The sequence below is a fragment of the [Empedobacter] haloabium genome, from assembly GCA_008011715.2.
Lineage (GTDB): Bacteria > Pseudomonadota > Gammaproteobacteria > Burkholderiales > Burkholderiaceae_D > Rugamonas > Rugamonas haloabia.
The window spans coordinates 2,616,835-2,633,617 of record CP136508.1; the positions used below are offsets into that span (position 1 = coordinate 2,616,835).

A 16,783-nucleotide genomic window follows, 5' to 3' on the forward strand; every position below is an offset into this window, starting at 1 on the left:
TGGCCGGTGACTGGATAAAGATGCGCAGCAACCTGTGGGACGACCCACGTGTCGCGCGCTTGGTCGAAGAGACCGACCAGTCCGAAGCGGCCGTCATCGGCGGCCTGTACTGGCTGTGGGCAACCGCAGACCAGCATTCCTCCGATGGCCTGCTGCACGGGATGACCACGCGCACCATCGACCGCAAGACCGGTGTCTCTGGCTTGGGCAAGGCCCTGATCGTCATCGGCTGGCTGAGCGAAAACGATGAGGGCGTTACCGTCTCGCGATTCGATGAGCACAACGGCGCTTCTGCCAAATCGCGCGCTCAGACGGCGAAGCGCGTGGCAAACCATAAGGGTAACGCGAAGGTAACGCAGGCAGCGTTACCAGAATCGGGTCAGTCCGTTAGCGGTGCGTTACCTAGAGAAAGAGAAGAGAAAGAGAAAGAAGAAGAACCGTCTTCGGCAGCCAGCGGAGCGGATCAACCGGAGTTGCCCCCGGAAGTGCCCGCTGCGCGCGCTGGGGACGGGGTTCCTCCTGCTCCAGCGACGCTGCTGTCGATCGCAATGCGCCGCGCTGGCATCGACTGCCAACCTGCAGACCCTCGCCTTGCCGCCCTGGCTGCGCAAGGGGTCACGCCAGAGACGGCTGCGGCCGCCTGCGCGGAGGCGAAAGGTGCCAAGCCCGGCGAGCGTATCGGCCTGGGCTACGTGGTGGCGATCCTGAACCGCTGGTCTGCCGACGCCGCGAAGGTGCAGGCCGGCGGCGCCAACGGTGCCCGCGCGTCGCCGCGGCAGGCCCAGCAAGCGAACACGCAAACCCTCCTGGACCGCATCAACGGAAAGCAAAGCCATGACCCTCAGCCTCGCATCATCGACATCAACTGAATCGCTGCCCGAAACCTGGGTCGAACGGCTGTTCCAGCGGATGCTGCTGGACTATGGCAAGAAGTTCTCCGACCAGTGGGGCGGCGCCGACACGAACACGCTGATCGCGCACTGGTCGCGCGAGCTGGCCGGCTACACCGGCGCGGAGCTCAAGCGCGGCCTGGATGCCCTCAGCACGCGCGACTGGCCGCCGACCCTGCCCGAGTTCAAGAAGCTGTGCCGGCGCCCGCTCGACGCGACGGCGGCCTACTACGAGGCTGTGGCCGGCGTGCAGGCCCGCGCCGGCGGCGAGTACGGTAAGTGGTCGCATCCGGCCATCTACTGGGCCGCCATGCCGCTGTCGTTCGAGCTGCGCGAGCAGACGTACAGCCAGCTCAAGCAGCGCTGGGAAGCCGCGCTGACGGAGCAGATGGACAAGGGCGAGTGGCCCGAGATTCCGCAGGCCATGGTCGCGCTGCCGGCGCCGGGCAAGACGAAGACCAGCCGCGAGGAAGCATCGCGCCGGCTGCGCGAGTTGAATGCCAGCACGGTCGTCAAGGATTCCGCCGGCCGCGACGCCCGAGGCTGGGCCCGCAAGCTGCTGGAGCGCGAGGCCGCCGGCGAAACGCTGTTGCCGATCCAATCGCGGTTCGCGCGCCAGGCGCTGGACATGAAGGCCGAGGTGCCAGCGTGATCAACAACCAAAACGAAGAAGGAACACTGAATGAGCTGGCTCTTTTCGCAGGCGCTGGTGGAGGAATACTCGGCGGGCACCTCCTTGGCTGGCGCACCGTCGTCGCAGTTGAACGTGACGCCTACGCAGCACAAGTTTTGGCGCAACGACAAAACGATGGATGCCTCCGACCTTTCCCGATTTGGTCTGACGTTACAACTTTTGACGGCCGGCCATGGCGTGGAATTGTTGATGTCGTATCTGGCGGCTTTCCCTGTCAGGACATCAGCGCAGCTGGAGCCGGCGCTGGCATCGATGGCGAACGATCCGGCCTGTGGACCCACATGGCGCGGATCATTCGCGAAGTACGACCCAAGCGGGGCGTCTACGTGGAGAACTCCCCAATGCTCACTTCTCGGGGGCTCGGACGAGTTCTCGGAGACCTGGCCGCGATGGGGTTCGATGCTGAATGGGGTGTCGTATCTGCGGCAGATACCGGCGCTCCCCATCTGCGAGAGCGGATCTGGATTATGGCCTACGCCAACAGCGTCGCTTGGCACGAAGGGCGGCCGTGTGACGCCTCGCAAGGGCAGGGAGGGCGGGACGCTTATCGAGGCCGTGTCCGCGAGGCGCTGGCCGACGCCCAAGGCCAACGATGCGGAGAAGCGTGGCAACTTCAACGCATCAGACCCACGCAACGGACTGGTTGGGGCTGTGCGGCAGCAAGAGCCTGGCCAGCTGAGCCCGGAGTGGGTCGAGTGGCTGATGGGGTGGCCCATCGGGTGGACCGAATTAAAGCCCTTGGCAATGGCCAGGTTCCGCGAGTGGCAGCAGCAGCATGGACTCTCTTGAACGCATGACGAAAACAGACGAAAGGACCCACATGACCGACACCACCCAGCACCAGGCGCCGCGCGTCACGCCCGAGCGGATCGACGCCCTGATGGCGACCATGCGCTACACGACCACGCGCACGCCGAACTCCGCCAGCACGACGGCTACGGCCAGCCTGCCGTGGGGCTACGTCGTCGCGACGGCCAGTTCCGGCTGCCTGGACAGCGGCTCGTTCGACGAGGCGACCAGCCGCAAGCTGGCGATCGCGGAAGCGGCCAAGAAGGCGCGCGAGGCGCTGTGGGACCGCGAGGCGTATCGCATCTCGTACGAGCTGGCGCATCAGGGCGGGGAGGGCGCATGACGCTGCCGACCCTCGTCCGCCGCCAGCCGCTGCGCCGCACGGCGTTCAAACGCAACACGAAGCCGCTGGCCGACGTCCGGGCACGCGCCATCAAGTCCAGCCGCCCCAAGATGACGCCCATCCGCCGCGCCGCCCGTGGCCAGGACTGCACGCTGCAGCTCCTGGGCGTCTGCAACGGCGACCCGGCCACGGTCGTGCTGTGCCACTCGAACAGCCTGGCCGACGGCAAAGGCTTCGGCCTGAAGGCGCCGGACACCGCGGCGTGCTTCGGCTGCTCCGACTGCCATGACGTGCTGGACGGCCGGCGCCCGCGCCCGGAGGGCATGACATACGACCAGGTGCAGGACTACTTCCGGCACGCGGTTCAGCGCACGCACGAGGTGCTGCGTGCGAAAGGGCTGCTCGCATGATCGCGCTGACCTTGCCGCTGCCGCCCACCATCAACACCTACTACGGCATGCGCCCGCGCGGCGGCCGGTTCGTCAAGCCCGCGGGCCTCGCGTTCCGGAAGGCGGTGGCCGACATCGTCGCGGCGGCCGGCACGCCGAAGCTGGAGGGGAGGGTGGCCCTGTTCGTCGCCATCCACCCGGCAGACCGCCGCGGCCAGGATCTGGACAACCGGGCGAAGAGCCTGCAGGACGCCCTGACGCACGCAGGCGTGTGGGCGGACGACGAGCAAATCGACGATCTGCACCTGGTGCGCCGCGAAGTCATCAAGGGCGGCCTCGTGAAGGTCGTCATCACCGAACTGAAGGAGACCGCATGACCAACAACCCGCAAACCGCCATCGCCATCTTCCTCGCCATCCTCGTCGTCGGCCTGGTCGTCATCAACGTGTGGGGCGCCGGCACCGAGGCCGAGCGCGACATGAAGGAGGCGCAGGAGGCCCAGCAGCGCGAGCTGGCCCGCGACAGCGCACGCGCTGCCCTGATCGCTACGGCTGGCACGCCGTTCCACGCCGGCGCCATGGCCGCCATCGACGGCGACGACATGCTCGACAACCCGCACTGCACGCCCGGCGGCGCCCACGACCAGAGCATGGCCTGGCACTGCGGCTGGATTCACGGGCGGAAGCTGCTGCAGCACGTTGGAGGCCAGCCATGAGCGAAGCACTGAACCGCGCTATCGAGACCGCGCCCGAGGCCGACACCCCATTCAACCGCGTCATGAAGACCTGGGCGCACTGGATGCGGCTGGACGACAAGCCGTTCTCCACCGGCGACGCCAACCCCCAGGACGTGAAGGAGCTGATGGCGTGCGGCGAGGCCGTTGACGTCATGGTGAGCGAGCTGCCCGCATACGAGCGCTGGGCAGTGCGTAAGGCATTCGGGCTGGCGACCGTCTGGATGTTCCCGGAGCGCTCGCTTCCTGACGCACTTGTTGCAGCCGAGACGAAACTATTTCCCAAGCTGAACAAAAATGTTGCAACCAAGAGATATTTCAATTAGGATATTGATGTTAGATGTCAATATTGCGTCTAGAAAATAGCTCACTTGGCAGATAGCCCTGGAGCACACGAAGCCCGCCCCGAAAGGTCGCGGGCTTTTTTGCGCATTAGTTCAACAGCATCGCCAGGTAGTCGCACCATCCGCGCGCGTGAAAGTGCGGGTGCATGGTGTTGACGAAATTGAGGACGCTGGGAAGCAGTTTCAGCAGCTCGACAGTCCAGAAATTGAGCGCCTGGGTACGTTTTTTTTGCATGGCGGATCGGCCTTGAAGTTGAAGAGCGTCCAGTCTCGTTGGATTCGCGCGCTATTTCCTCTGGCGGGTTTTCCGCTATGCTGCTGAACGCCTGACTGGCGCAACCAGTCTCCACACGTGGCATGCTCTGGAAGCGAGAGCTTGGCAGCCTGGCGGGTTACCGCGAGGAGGCCCGCCCAGAGGTGCCATGTGTGGTGAACGCGCAGGCTGGTGCGCTACGCGTGGTGACAACGCCATTGCAGCCAATAGGGAACGTCACGCCCGACTCACTGCAAAAGCCGGAGATCAGCGCCGGCCGCCACACCCCATATAAACGAGGATCGCATGAAGGTATCGGAACTGACCGGCGCCCAGCTGGACTACTGGGTGGCACGCGCCGAGGGGATGCCGGCCGAGAACTTGCAGATCCGGGGCATCCAGCGCAGCACGGAGGCGCATTGCGTGCGCACCGTGCGAACGGTGATGCTTGGCCCGGATCAGTCAGATGCGCGAGACGTGCCCGTCGAGGCACTGCGCTACTCGACGGACTGGGCGCAGGGCGGGCCGTTGCAGCAGAAACACGGGCTCTCTGTGGTGCGCTGGAGTTCGTACGGTACGCCGGAAGTATGGGTCGCTTTCGCAAACGGCGACTCCCACTACATCGACACCTACCAAGACGACTTTTTGGGCGAAGAGAGCGCCACCCCGCTGCAAGCGATCTGCCGCGCCGTGGCGCGCGCCGCGTTCGGTGATGACGTCGACGAAGCGCCCATCCGCACCGCATAGCACCGCCCACCCGAACAACCGAAGGCCCCGCGATCAGCGATGACGCGGGGCCTTTTGCATTGGAGCTCGCCATGAAATTCTTCGCTGACTGGGGTGGCTTCACCTCGACCGCACTGATTCCGACGCTGATGATCGGCCGCACCTGGGCGTATGCCTATTGGCTGCAGGGCCGCATCGGCGTCCGCTGGAAGTAAATCACGAGCACCAAGCCCCGGCACCGGCCGGACCAGCCGAGCGCATGACCTGCGGCCGGCGCCGGACGCTGTAACCGGCACCATTCCCACGGAGCCAGCATGCACCGCCTTTCCTACGAGGACGACAAACGGTGGGCGCGCATCCTGGCCCAGCTGGAGCTGACGCGCATCGCCGCCGTCCAGGCGCCGCCGCTCATCCACCACCGATCACTTCATGCTCCGCCTTGTCAGCGGAGTTTCCACGGCCCGGCCTTCGAAAGATCGCCGGGCCATTTTTTTGACCAACACCACGCCGGGGCAGCCGGCGCCGATAGGGCCACGACCACATGACCATCAAACTACTCTGCGCGCGCGGCAACCAGCCCGCGGGTGCCATCGTCACGCTCGACGCCGCCACCGAGGCCGGCCTGGTCACGGCGAAGATGGCCACGACCGATCTGACGGGCGGCGTTCCGTATATTCCGCCGGCCGCCGCCCTGGCGCCACGTTTCGCCCCGCGGCGCAAGGTGGTGGGCTGCACTGCATTCTCGCCTCCGAAAGAGGCGTCGGTGTCGACCAACACGACTTGGCACCTGACGATGGCTGCAGCGCGGGCCTTCAGTGGGATCGAGGTGTTCTACGCGGCAGCGCAAGGCGTCGATGTGACCTACGACCACACGGCGGTTGCCGCGTCGGCTTCGCTCACGGTGCCGATGACCCCGACTGAGCCCTGGTACGTCGGCCCATCTGTAACCCTGCCAACGACTGGCACGACTGATTTGCCGGCTTACGGCTCGACTGGCATTCTGCCGTGCCGCTCCGTCAAGCGCATCGACGGCCGATACCCTCTGGCGATGATCCGCACGCACGCGGTGGGCAAAACTCCGTCGTACGCCAGCATCCCGAACTTCAGCACGGCTTACGACGCAGCCAACCCTGACTGGCCGATGCAGGTGTACCAGACCGGCGGCGGCGACTACTGCTCGGTGAATCAGAACCTGTTCAACGTCAACGCGCCGCGGCTGAACTTCCTGATCCCGGCAATGGTCAAGTTCGTCTACGACCAGTCCGGTATCACCGTGCTGGCGATGGGCGACAGCCTGATGGGTGGTGACTCCGTCATCGACGGCTCCAGTGGCCGGCTCAGCTACGCCTTCAAGGCGATTCGCCAGCTGCAAGACGAGGGCATGGCCATCGACCTGGTGAACTGCGCAATCTCGGGCAATACGTTCGCCCGGTTCGGCCCGCGCGGCAAGGCGTTTATCGACATGGTGAAGCCGGACGTGGTTCTGATCCCCGCGTTCACGCCGAACGTCGCTGGCGGTGGCAGCTACGACAACCAGGCTGAGATCGACGCGCAATGGGCGGCGTGCATGGACCTCGTTGCGTACGCGCAGGCGGCCGGCTGCTTGGTCATCCTGGTGACGCCGATGCCGGACAACAGCACCAACGTGGCGAAGGACAACTTCCGCCTGCAGAACCGTGATCGAGCTTTTGCGTCGGGCCTGTGGGTGTTCGACGTCGAGCCGCTGGTATCCAACCGTGCGTCTCCCGCGCGCTGGCTGCCGGGCATGAACGACAACGGCAACGGCATCCACTACGGGGCGCAGGGTGGCAGCGTGATGGGTGCCGGCCTGGCTGCGCTGCTGAAGCAGATCCTCTACTGACGTGCGCCTCAAGACGCTCAAGCCGCGGCTGTCGGCCGTGGCCACCGCCCGCGTGCCGGTGCTCACCCAGCAGCCCGGCCGCATCGAGCGGAAGCGGGGCAGCGCAGGGGTGAAGGACCGAGCGGCCATCAAGGCGCGGGACTGCGGTCTGTGCCGAAAGTGTGGCGCCCTGGGCAGCGTGGTCGATCACATCGTCCCGCTGTGGAAGGGCGGCAGCGATGAGCCTGAGAACAAACAAACCCTGTGTGATCCTTGCCACCAAGACAAGACCGCACAGGAGGCGAACGAGCGCGCACGCGGCTACTGAAGGACAACCCCATGAACGACGAACTGAAGGCCATCCCCGGATGGCCAGGATACTTTGCGACCGCAGCAGGCGCGATCTACTCGGATCGCTCCGGTGAGATGCGCGCCATCAGCATGTGGGACCGTAACGGTTACCTGCAGGCCACGCTGAGAACGCGCAAGAGCGGCAAGGTTCAGGCAAGGCCGCAGCCGGTGCATCGCCTCGTGCTGATGGCATTCGCAGGACAGGCCGATGACGGGATGCACGCACGCCACCTGAACGGCAATAGCACGGACAACCGGATCGAGAACCTCGCATGGGGCACGCCAAGGCAGAACAGTGCTGATGCAATAGCGCACGGGACGATAGGCCCTGGGCTGCTGGCCCACCACCGCCGGTTGAGCGAGGAGGACGTGCAGACCATTCGCCGACGTGTTGCGGCTGGAGAGCGGTCACCTGCAATCGCAAAGGACTACGGCGTCAGCGCGTACTACCCCTCGCGGTTGGCCTACGGTCAGCGCTGGTCGCACCTCGGTTCGTGATACCCCCCCCCGGGGGCCAAAAGTCTGAGGCCGCGCGCGCCGGACACCGCATGTATCCCCACGCGCAAAAAAATCCCCCCATTCAAATGGAATTCAAATGGCAGGTGTTAAAGGAAAGAGCGGCGGCGCGCGCCCCGGCGCCGGCCGGAAGAAGAATCCGGAGAACGAGGGCGCCGAATATTCGGCCTCGACCGAGGGCATGACGCCGCTGCAGGTGCTGGAATTCTTCATGAACGATCCGGAGGTGCCCGTCGCATTACGGCTGAAGGCTGCGCAGGCGGCGGCGCCGTTCAAGCACAAGAAGCTGGGCGAGGGCGGCAAGCCGGAGAAGCCCGACGCTCCGGCAGCCGGTATCGGCAGGTACGCGGCGCGGCGCGGCCCGGGCGCCGCAGTGAAACACTAGGAGCTGCTACATGAAGTACACGACGGCGTGTCCGGATTGGGAGCGCCGGATCGTGGCGCGCGAATCCTTGATCGCGCTGCCGCCTTTGTTCCCCGAGGTTGCCGAAGAAGCGTGGGAAATGATCGGCGGCTTCAGGCTTGTCGACGTCGCCGGTCAGCCTCTGGTGCGGGATTCCACGCTGCCTTGGAGCCGGGACTTCATCAAGGCGATCTTCGGATCGGAAGACCCTGAGACAGGCCGACGCCTGATCAACGAGTTCTTCCTGATGATCTCGAAGAAGAACGGCAAGAGTACGGACGCCGGCAAGATCATGCTCGGCGCCCTACTGATGAACTGGCGCCAGTCGGCCGAACTGCTGATTCTTAGTCCAACGAAGGAGATCGCGGATAACAGCTACAAGCCGATCCGCGACTTTATCAATGCCGACGATGAATTGAAGGCGCGGCTCAAGGTTCAGGATTACTTCCGGACGATTACGGACCGCGAGACGGGCGCGACGCTGAAGGTGGTCGCGGCCGACAGCGACACCGTGTCGGGAAAGAAGGCGTCGTTCGTGTTCGTCGACGAGCTGCACGAGTTTGGCAAGCAGGCCAAGGCCTCGAACATGCTGCTGGAGGCGACTGGCGGCCTGGCGTCTCGGCCGGAAGGCTTCGTTATCTATGCGACCACCCAGTCGAACGAGCCGCCCGCCGGCGTCTTCAAGGCGAAGCTGGACTACGCCCGGAAGGTGCGCGACGGACGCGTCCACGACCCGAAGTTCCTGCCAGTGATCTACGAATTCCCGCCTGCGATGCTGGAGGCGAAGGCGTACGAGAAGCTCGAGAACGCTTACGTCACGAACCCGAACTGGGGCGTGTCGGTGGACATCGAGCGCATCACCCAGCTGCACAGCCAGGCCAAGGAGGGTGGCGAACAGGAGTTCAAGGAGTTCCTGGCGAAGCACCTGAACGTCGAAATCGGCCTGAACCTTCGGAGCGACCGCTGGGCCGGCGCCGACTTCTGGGAAGCGGCGGCGGACACGTCGATCACGCTGGACACGCTGCTGGAGCGGTCGGAAGTGGCCGTCATCGGCATCGACGGCGGCGGCCTGGACGACCTGCTGGGCCTGGCCGTGCTGGGTCGCGAGCGCGAGACCGGCAAGTGGCTGCTGTGGTGTCACGCCTGGGCGCACAACATCGCGCTCGAGCGCCGGAAGGAGATCGCGCCGCGGCTGCTGGACTTCCAGAAGGAAGGCGACCTGACCTTGGTCGACAACCCGGGCGACGATGTCATGGCCGTGGCGGACCTGATCTGCCGGGTGCGCGACTCGGGCCTGCTGCCTGACGTGAAGGGCATCGGCGTTGACGCCGCCGGCATCGGTGATGTCGTCGACGAGCTGATAACCGACGCGCGCGGCGTGACGATGGACCAGATCATCGCGATTTCGCAAGGCTTCCGGCTGAACGGCGCGATCAAGACCACGGAACGGAAGGTCGCCGGCCGTGAGCTGCTGCACGGCGGCCGGCCAATGATGGCCTGGTGCGTCGGCAATGCCCGTGTCGAGGACAAGGGCAACGCGATCCTGATCACGAAACAGGCCTCAGGCAAGGCCAAGATCGACCCGCTGATGGCCGTGTTCTGCGCGGTGTCGCTGATGGCCTTGAACCCCCAATCCCAAAACGCAGTAATCGACCAAGGCTTCGTATCCCTGTGAAGAAAGACTTCGAAATTTTCGACGTGCTGGAGGCCACCGAGCACTGGCGCGAGGAGCAGCCGCGCCCGCAGGACGCTATGACCGTAGTTCGGTCCGGCGATCCGCAGGTGATCGCGGTGCTGGGCGGCGAACGCTCGGCATCCGGCCACGCGGTGACGCCCGACACGGCGATGCGCGTGTCAGCCGTCTACGCGGCGGTGCGGCTGCTGGCCGGCGCCGTGGCGTCGATCCCGGTGGCCGTCTACCGCGAGCATGACGGCGAGCGGGAGTCGATCAGCCCCGATCTGTGGTGGCTGCTGAACGAGCAGCCGATCAACAACTGGACCGCCGCTTCGATGTGGGAGTGGGTGATCAAGTCGATCTGCTTGCGCGGCGACGGCTTTGTCGAGATCGTACGCCGCGGCGCCGACGTGAAGGCGCTGCGACCGCACCACCCGGACCTGGTGCAGGTGCAGCGCGTGGCCGACAGCCTGCTGTACACGGTGACCGACGACACTGGCGTTTCCCGCCCCGTGCACCAGGACGACATGCTGCACTTCGCCGGCTTCGGCTTCAACGGCACGCGCAGCATGTCGGTGATCCAGTGGGCCGGCTTCCAGTCCATCGGCGTTGCGCTGGCGGCCGACACCTTCTCGGCCAGCTTCTTTGCCAACGGCGCCGCGCCGAAGCACGTGATCAAGTCTCCCGGCAAGATGCGCGACGAGCAGGTCGAGCAGCTGCGCAACGAGTACAAGAAGAAGTATGCCGGTGCCAACAACGCCGGCACGCCGATGGTGCTGACAGAGGGACTTGAAGTCCAGGAGATGAGCATGACGGCTGGCGACGCCCAGCTGCTCGAATCGCGCAAGTTCCAGGTGATCGACATCGCGCGCGCCTTTGGCGTGCCGCCGCACATGATCGGAGCGCAGGAGACTACCAGCTCCTGGGGCTCGGGCGTAGAACAGATGACGATTGGGTTCGTCAAGTTCGCCCTGCAGCCCTACATCACACGCATCCGCCAGGAGCTGAACCGCAAGCTGTTCCGCCGGGCGTCGCCATTCGTCGAGCACAGGATGGAGGCCCTGATGGCCGGCGACTCGAAGGCCGAAGGCGAGTACATGCGCCAGGCTGTCGGCGGCTCGCAGGGGCCGGGCTGGATGACGATCAATGAGATCCGGAAAACCAAGAATTTGCCGCCCATTGCGGGCGGAAACGTCCTGTATCGGCCCGAAAAGGCATCGCAAACTGAACAGAAAGGGAAGGCCAACGATGAAACAGCTGGTGCAACTGATCCGCAATAACGCGCGGCGTGAGCCGGCGCGGATCGCGGCAGCGAACGAGCCCGACACGCTGTTGCTGTACGACGTGATCGACCCATACTGGGGCGTGAGCGCGACCGACTTCAACACGGCGCTGGCGGGCCTGGCCGGCAAGAAGGTCACCCTGCGCGTGAACTCGCCAGGCGGCGACGTGTTCGACGGCCGCGCCATGGCCGCCGCAATCGCGCAGCACGGCAACGTGCACGCGGTGATCGAGGGTGTTGCAGCCAGCGCTGCCACGTACGTGACGGCCGCCTGCGCCTCGGTGACGATCGCGCAGGGCGCTTTCTACATGATCCACAACGCCTGGACGATGGCCTACGGGAACAAGGACGACCTGCGCACCACGGCCGGCCTGTTGGAGAAGATCGATGGTTCGATCCTCGACGACTACGAGCGCCGTACCGGCCAGCCGCGCGACCAGTTGGCTGCCTGGATGGATGCCGAAACCTGGTTCACCGCCAAGGAGGCGGTCGAACACGGCTTCGCCGACTCGGTCAGCGAGACCGCCAGCGCGAAGAACGCGTGGGACCTGTCGGCGTACAAGAACGCCCCGCGCCCGCCGTCGCCGCCGCCGGCCGCAAACGACCCTGAAGTGGAGGCCCTGAAGCAGCGCAATTGGAACCGCCTCCGCCTGCACGAAATCGGATAACGCGCTCGCGCAATCCACCACCCCAGCCGCCCGGAGCGGCTTTTTTTACGCCTATCGAAAAGGAAATCGGATGAAATCCATTCAAGCACTGCGCGAGCAACGTCAGAACCTGGCGCGCGAAGCACGTAACCAACTGGAACAGAAGGGCGACCGCGTCTGGTCGAAGGAAGACCAAGCCATCTTCGACAAGCGCTCGGACGAAATCGACGCGATCGAGAACGAAATCGCAGCAGTCGAACGCGTCATGGCCCTGGAAGTCGAGAAGGATCACAAGGACGTCGACCAGTTCCGCCGCGCGCCGGAGAACAAGGCCGAAGCAGAAGGCCGTGCGCTGTTCGCCAAGCTGGTGCGCCACGGTCCTTCCGCGCTGACGAGCGAAGAGTTGCAGAAGGTCCGCAACGTCACTTCGACCGGTACCGGCTCGCAGGGCGGCTACACCGTGCAGACGGACGTGGCGAAGGAGCTGATCGACGCTCTGAAGGCCTACGGTGGCATGCGCGGCGTCGCCAGCAGCATCACCACCAGCCAGGGTAATCCGCTGGGCTACCCGACGTCGGATGGCACCTCGGAGGAAGGCGAGTGGATCCCAGAGAACACGCAGGCCTCGTCCGCCGACCCGAGTTTCGGCACCGTCGGCCTGGCCGCATTCAAGGCGAGCACGAAGATCATCACGATCCCCATGGAGCTGCTGCAGGACAGCTCGATCGACATCATCGCCATGGTGACGAAGCGTCAGCGCGATCGCCTGGGCCGCACGATGAACAAGGGCTTCACGACCGGCACCGGCATCGGCCAGCCGACGGGCTTCGTCACCGCCGCAGGCGCCGGCAAGATCGGCGCCACTGGCACCACGGTAGCGCCGACGTGGGAAGACCTGGTCGACCTGCAGGAGTCGATCGACCAAGCGTACAAGGATGCCGGCACCTGCCGCTTCATGATGCACCAACAGACGCGCAAGGCTGTCCGGAAGCTGAAGGACAGCTCGAACCGTCCGATCTGGGCAGAAGCATACGAGATGGGCATCAAATCCGGCATCCCGGCGCAGCTGCTGGGCGAGGACGTCGTCATCAACAACGACATGCCGCAACCGGCAGCCAACGCCAAGACGATCGGTTACGGCGACTTCTCGAAGTACATGATCCGCGACGTGCTCGACCTGATCCTGTTCCGCTTCGAGGACTCGTTCTACCTGTCCAAAGGTCAAGTTGGCTTCCTGGGCTGGGCGCGCGCCGGCGGCAACCTGCTGGACGCGAACGGCATCAAGCTGTTCCAGCACTCCGCATCCTGATCGTAACCGGCGGCCAGCTGCGGCTGGCCGCCATCACAAGGAGCCGAAATGGCAAAAGCAAAAACCGAAGCGCAGGCGCCGGACGTCGTCGACGAGACGCTGGCCACGGCTGGCGCCGACCTGGCGCCCGTGCAGTCCGAGACGCCGGCGCCGGTACCCGAAGTGCCGGCCGGCCCGCAGCTGGTCCGCGCGCGCGTGCTGTGCGCCTGCGACCTGGGCGCGCCGAACGACGTGGTCGACGTGCCGGCCCAGCTGGTGCAGGACCGCCCCGACGTGCTGGACGCTGACGCATCCGCCGTCGCCTACGCGCTGTCGCAGGCGTACTGACCATGGCCGCCGTCTGCACAACACCGCCGGACGTGCTGGCGGTTTCCCTGGCCGACGCGCGCGAGAAGATCCGCGCCAGCGCAGATGACGGCCTGGACGGACAGCTCACGCTGTCGCTGCAGGGCCTGATCGCGGAGACAGAGCACGCGACCGGCCACTGCTTCATGGAGCAGGCCTGGCGCGTGACGCTGGACGAGTTCCCGCGCGCGTGCGGCGCCGACGAGCCGATCATCCGCCTGCCGCACCCGGTGCTGGCGGTGCAGTCGGTGAAGTACTTCGACCCGGCCGGCGTCGAGCGCACGCTGGTCGGCAGCGCGTACGAGATCGTGCAGGAGCGGTACCGCACGTTCCTGGCGCCGGTACCGGGCACGACCTGGCCGGCGGCGATGGCGCGGCCGCGTGCGGTGACGATCACGTGCACGGCCGGCTACGGGAACGAGCCGGGCAAGACGCCGGCGCCGGCCCGCCAGTACATCCTGGCGCGCCTGGAGCTGGAGTATTGCCCGCCGATGCACGCGCCGACGCTGGAACAGCTGGCCGGCATCCTGGCGCCCCTGACCGTGTATGGGTGACCCATGCCGAAGAACAGCAGGATCACCATCCAGCAGCGCGCTGAGGGCCAGGCGTCGGACGGCCAGCCGGTCGATACCTGGACCGACGTCGCCACCGTGTGGGCCGACATCCGTGACATCACCGGTCGGGAGTACGTCGTGGCCGGCGCCGAGCGGTCCGAGGTCACGACCAAAATCCGCATTTGGCGCCGCGCCGGCATTACGGCTGGCATGCGCGTGCTACGCGGCGTCATCGTGTACGACGTCCAGGCGGTGCTCGATGAAGGCCGCGACACCACGCTGCTGATGTGCACGAAAGGAACCTCATGAGCTTTACCGTCGATATTTCCGAGCTGGCCGGCCTGCGCGAGCGCCTGGCCGAGTTCGGCGAGCAGGTGCAGGACGACGTGGCCATGTCGGGCGTCGCAGCGATGGCGCGCGTCGTCTACACCGAGGCGCGCTTGCTGGCGCCGAGGTCTGAGCGTGCCCACTGGTTCCACGGCACGCAGTTCCGGGTGAACGGTACGAAGTACCTGTTCCAGCCGGGCACACTGCACGACTCGATCTACCGGAAATTCTCGCCCGAGCGGTCCAGTAAATCGCTCAAGCTTTACCGCGTGTCCTGGAACCATCGAAAGTGCCCGTACGGCTTCATGGTGGAGTTTGGCACGCGCAACGCCGGCGCTAACTCGTTCCTGCGTCGGTCAATGGCCAGGGTGCCAGACGCGATCAACGCAGGCAAGGCGGCAATCGGAGAGGCGCTAACGCGGGTGGGAGGTGCAACGTGACACAGGACGAGCTGTTCTTCGGCGCGCTCAAGGATCTGGTCGGTGGCCGCGTGTATCCGGGCATCGCCAAGGAGGGCACCGCAGTGCCGTACATCACGTACCAGGACATCGGCGGCGACGCCGTGAACTTCGTCGACCGCACGCTGCCCAGCAAAGCAAACGCGCGGGTGCAGGTCAACGTCTATTCGAAAACACGAGCGGAAGCCAAGGCCATCGCGCGCCAAGCCGAGAACGCGCTGCGCGGGGTGCTGGAGCTGCAGACGATCGTCATCGGCGCGCCCATGACCACGCACGAACCGAGCACGGGCTACCACGGCACGATCCAGGATTTTTCAGTGTGGACCGACGTTTGAGCCCGCCACCAAACCGATAACCAGCCCGCCCCGCGCGGGCTTTTTCTTTTCCAGCCCTCAGTGGGCACAACCCGGCCGCCCACCAGCGGCCTTTTTTTCGCCCGAAAGGAACCACCGTGGCTGTATCTCTCCCCAATGGCACTACTTTTTCCATCGCGAATAGCTACGCGAACCCGCTGTCCGTCACCGGCGCATCTAACGCGGCCGAGTGCGTGCTGACCGTCACCAACACGCTGTCGGCTGGCGATATCGTCGAGTACTCGAGCGGCTGGTCGCGCGCGAACGCTCGCCTGTTCCGCCTGAAGGCGGCGACCGGCAGCACCGTGACGCTGGAAGGCTTCGATACGACGCTGACGACCCTGTTCCCGGCCGGCTCCGGTACCGGCTCGATCCGCAAGATCAACACCTGGCAGCAGATCACGCAGGTGCTGGAAAACACCAGCTCCGGCGGCGAGCCGCAGTACCAGACCTACTCGTTCCTGGAGCAGGACTTCGATTCGCAGATCCCGACGACCACTTCGGCGCAGTCCATCGCGATGACCATCGCCGACGACCCGTCGCTGCCGCACCACGCCGCGCTGCTGAAAGCGGCCACCACGCGTGCCGTCACCGGCCTGCGTGCGGCGCTGCCGCAGGGTGGCGTGATCCTCTACAACACCCTGGTCGCCTTCGACGAAACGCCGTCGATGACCAAGGGCAACCTGATGGCCGTGAAAGCCGGCTATGCCCTGCTGAACCGTCCAGTGCGCTACGCGAACTGATCTGTCTCTCCCTGGCCCGCACTCACGCGGGTTTTCACGCCCGGCCGGTAGCTCCGGTCGGGTCTTTTTCCTCCTGAAAGCCAACAATGAAAAAACTGCGCCTGGGCGACAACCCGAAGAATTTCAAAAAAACCATCGACATCGTACTGCTGGACGGCACCACGGCGCCGCTGGAGATCAGCTACATCTACCGCACGCGCAAGCAGTTCGCCGAGCTGGTCGACGCCAATATCGCAAAGGCCGAGGCCGAAGCGAAGGAAGCCGCGGCTGCCACGCCGGCCGACGGCGAGGCGCCGAAGCGGATCACCATCGCGGAATCGTATGCCGCAGTGGACAAGGCCCGTACCGACCACGTGCTGCAGATCGCTGACGGCTGGGGTCTTGACGACGAATTCACCGCCGAGAACCTGTTGCAGTTCGAAGACGAGTACCCGGGCGCGCTGCACGCCATCTCGATCGCGTACGCCCAGGCCGTCGCGGAGGCGCGCGCAAAAAACTAGAAGCCGTCGCCACGGCCATGTACGAGAAGCAGCCCAGCGTCGAGGAACTCGCGGCCTGGGGCCTGACGCCGGAGGACGTGGCGACGGTTGTCGACGTGTGGGCCGAGAACGCGCCGGTGGTGCGCCTATTCCAGACGCTGCGCACGCAGTGGTACATGGGGATGGGCGGCGCTACTGGGCTGCGGTACCTGGTCGCGTTCCACAAGATGGACCGGATGGACCTGTCGGAGGACGAATACGCCGACATGGAAGCGGACGTGCGCGTGATGGAGTACGCCGCGCTGGACGCGATGCATAGCAAATAGGCCGCCGCGTGCGG

At 65.5% G+C, this 16,783-nt stretch carries 27 protein-coding genes; 26 read left to right on the forward strand and 1 reads right to left on the reverse strand.

The genetic code is table 11. The annotated features are described in order from the left end of the window. Positions 1-20: 20 nt before the first annotated feature. From E7V67_011465 to E7V67_011500, 8 genes are read left to right on the forward strand one after another with little or no spacing between them, the layout of a single operon-like run. Positions 21-869, forward strand: a complete 849-nt coding sequence (locus tag E7V67_011465; GenBank protein WUR15687.1) for a hypothetical protein — start codon at positions 21-23, stop codon at positions 867-869. Further along, on the forward strand, positions 835-1,542 hold the full coding sequence (locus tag E7V67_011470; protein WUR15688.1) for a hypothetical protein: 708 nt from the start codon (positions 835-837) through the stop codon (positions 1,540-1,542). Before E7V67_011465 ends, E7V67_011470 begins: the two co-directional genes overlap by 35 nt. Before the next feature lie 30 nt (positions 1,543-1,572). Then, entirely contained in the window at positions 1,573-2,373 is an 801-nt protein-coding gene (locus E7V67_011475; GenBank protein WUR15689.1) for a hypothetical protein, read from the forward strand. Between the two features lie 31 nt (positions 2,374-2,404). After that, on the forward strand, positions 2,405-2,716 hold the full coding sequence (locus E7V67_011480) for a Gp49 family protein (protein ID WUR15690.1): 312 nt from the start codon (positions 2,405-2,407) through the stop codon (positions 2,714-2,716). After that, on the forward strand, positions 2,713-3,126 hold the full coding sequence (locus E7V67_011485; protein ID WUR15691.1) for a nuclease domain-containing protein: 414 nt from the start codon (positions 2,713-2,715) through the stop codon (positions 3,124-3,126). The genes E7V67_011480 and E7V67_011485 overlap by 4 nt, the downstream gene beginning before the upstream one ends. Beyond that, positions 3,123-3,482 (forward strand): RusA family crossover junction endodeoxyribonuclease, encoded by a 360-nt coding sequence (locus tag E7V67_011490; protein ID WUR15692.1) that lies wholly within the window; start codon positions 3,123-3,125, stop codon positions 3,480-3,482. Before E7V67_011485 ends, E7V67_011490 begins: the two co-directional genes overlap by 4 nt. Beyond that, positions 3,479-3,820 carry a hypothetical protein gene (locus E7V67_011495; GenBank protein WUR15693.1) on the forward strand — a complete coding sequence of 114 codons (342 nt, stop codon included), beginning with the start codon at positions 3,479-3,481 and terminating at the stop codon, positions 3,818-3,820. Before E7V67_011490 ends, E7V67_011495 begins: the two co-directional genes overlap by 4 nt. Next, positions 3,817-4,164, forward strand: a complete 348-nt coding sequence (locus tag E7V67_011500) for a hypothetical protein (GenBank protein WUR15694.1) — start codon at positions 3,817-3,819, stop codon at positions 4,162-4,164. Before E7V67_011495 ends, E7V67_011500 begins: the two co-directional genes overlap by 4 nt. 106 nt (positions 4,165-4,270) lie before the next feature. Here the strand turns inward: E7V67_011500 and E7V67_011505 are convergent, their stop codons facing one another. Then, positions 4,271-4,417, reverse strand: coding sequence for a hypothetical protein (locus E7V67_011505; GenBank protein ID WUR15695.1), 147 nt, complete (start codon positions 4,415-4,417; stop codon positions 4,271-4,273). A gap of 324 nt (positions 4,418-4,741) precedes the next feature. Between E7V67_011505 and E7V67_011510 the strand changes: the two genes are divergently transcribed. The 18 genes from E7V67_011510 to E7V67_011595 all read left to right on the forward strand — a co-directional run bounded on the left by E7V67_011510 (position 4,742) and on the right by E7V67_011595 (position 16,769). Then, positions 4,742-5,182, forward strand: coding sequence for a phage protein NinX family protein (locus E7V67_011510; GenBank protein ID WUR15696.1), 441 nt, complete (start codon positions 4,742-4,744; stop codon positions 5,180-5,182). 71 nt (positions 5,183-5,253) lie between these two features. Continuing rightward, positions 5,254-5,376: a hypothetical protein gene (locus E7V67_011515; GenBank protein ID WUR15697.1), complete on the forward strand. Its 123-nt coding sequence runs from the start codon at positions 5,254-5,256 to the stop codon at positions 5,374-5,376. Between the two features lie 326 nt (positions 5,377-5,702). Continuing rightward, positions 5,703-7,022: an SGNH/GDSL hydrolase family protein gene (locus tag E7V67_011520; protein WUR15698.1), complete on the forward strand. Its 1,320-nt coding sequence runs from the start codon at positions 5,703-5,705 to the stop codon at positions 7,020-7,022. A 1-nt stretch (position 7,023) separates the two neighbouring features. Then, positions 7,024-7,329 (forward strand): HNH endonuclease signature motif containing protein, encoded by a 306-nt coding sequence (locus E7V67_011525; protein WUR15699.1) that lies wholly within the window; start codon positions 7,024-7,026, stop codon positions 7,327-7,329. A gap of 11 nt (positions 7,330-7,340) precedes the next feature. Next, positions 7,341-7,850 (forward strand): HNH endonuclease, encoded by a 510-nt coding sequence (locus E7V67_011530; protein WUR15700.1) that lies wholly within the window; start codon positions 7,341-7,343, stop codon positions 7,848-7,850. A gap of 97 nt (positions 7,851-7,947) precedes the next feature. Further along, the gene (locus E7V67_011535; GenBank protein ID WUR15701.1) at positions 7,948-8,253 is read left to right on the forward strand and encodes a hypothetical protein; all 306 of its coding nucleotides are present in this window, start codon (positions 7,948-7,950) and stop codon (positions 8,251-8,253) included. 10 nt (positions 8,254-8,263) lie between these two features. Next, the gene (locus tag E7V67_011540) at positions 8,264-9,946 is read left to right on the forward strand and encodes a terminase large subunit (protein WUR15702.1); all 1,683 of its coding nucleotides are present in this window, start codon (positions 8,264-8,266) and stop codon (positions 9,944-9,946) included. Further along, the gene (locus E7V67_011545; GenBank protein WUR15703.1) at positions 9,943-11,226 is read left to right on the forward strand and encodes a phage portal protein; all 1,284 of its coding nucleotides are present in this window, start codon (positions 9,943-9,945) and stop codon (positions 11,224-11,226) included. Before E7V67_011540 ends, E7V67_011545 begins: the two co-directional genes overlap by 4 nt. Next, positions 11,195-11,896: a Clp protease ClpP gene (locus tag E7V67_011550; GenBank protein WUR15704.1), complete on the forward strand. Its 702-nt coding sequence runs from the start codon at positions 11,195-11,197 to the stop codon at positions 11,894-11,896. The genes E7V67_011545 and E7V67_011550 overlap by 32 nt, the downstream gene beginning before the upstream one ends. A gap of 70 nt (positions 11,897-11,966) precedes the next feature. After that, positions 11,967-13,184 (forward strand): phage major capsid protein, encoded by a 1,218-nt coding sequence (locus E7V67_011555; protein ID WUR15705.1) that lies wholly within the window; start codon positions 11,967-11,969, stop codon positions 13,182-13,184. 48 nt (positions 13,185-13,232) lie between these two features. After that, positions 13,233-13,511: a hypothetical protein gene (locus E7V67_011560; GenBank protein ID WUR15706.1), complete on the forward strand. Its 279-nt coding sequence runs from the start codon at positions 13,233-13,235 to the stop codon at positions 13,509-13,511. 2 nt (positions 13,512-13,513) lie between these two features. Further along, complete coding sequence (locus E7V67_011565) at positions 13,514-14,083, forward strand: hypothetical protein (GenBank protein WUR15707.1); 570 nt, start codon at positions 13,514-13,516, stop codon at positions 14,081-14,083. A gap of 3 nt (positions 14,084-14,086) precedes the next feature. Then, entirely contained in the window at positions 14,087-14,392 is a 306-nt protein-coding gene (locus E7V67_011570) for a phage head closure protein (protein ID WUR15708.1), read from the forward strand. Continuing rightward, positions 14,389-14,850, forward strand: a complete 462-nt coding sequence (locus E7V67_011575; protein WUR15709.1) for a hypothetical protein — start codon at positions 14,389-14,391, stop codon at positions 14,848-14,850. The genes E7V67_011570 and E7V67_011575 overlap by 4 nt, the downstream gene beginning before the upstream one ends. After that, positions 14,847-15,203: a DUF3168 domain-containing protein gene (locus E7V67_011580; GenBank protein ID WUR15710.1), complete on the forward strand. Its 357-nt coding sequence runs from the start codon at positions 14,847-14,849 to the stop codon at positions 15,201-15,203. Before E7V67_011575 ends, E7V67_011580 begins: the two co-directional genes overlap by 4 nt. A 116-nt stretch (positions 15,204-15,319) precedes the next feature. Then, complete coding sequence (locus E7V67_011585) at positions 15,320-15,964, forward strand: phage tail protein (protein WUR15711.1); 645 nt, start codon at positions 15,320-15,322, stop codon at positions 15,962-15,964. A gap of 86 nt (positions 15,965-16,050) precedes the next feature. Further along, positions 16,051-16,464 carry a phage tail assembly chaperone gene (locus E7V67_011590; GenBank protein WUR15712.1) on the forward strand — a complete coding sequence of 138 codons (414 nt, stop codon included), beginning with the start codon at positions 16,051-16,053 and terminating at the stop codon, positions 16,462-16,464. Between the two features lie 17 nt (positions 16,465-16,481). Further along, positions 16,482-16,769, forward strand: coding sequence for a DUF1799 domain-containing protein (locus E7V67_011595; GenBank protein ID WUR15713.1), 288 nt, complete (start codon positions 16,482-16,484; stop codon positions 16,767-16,769). Positions 16,770-16,783: the final 14 nt, after the last annotated feature.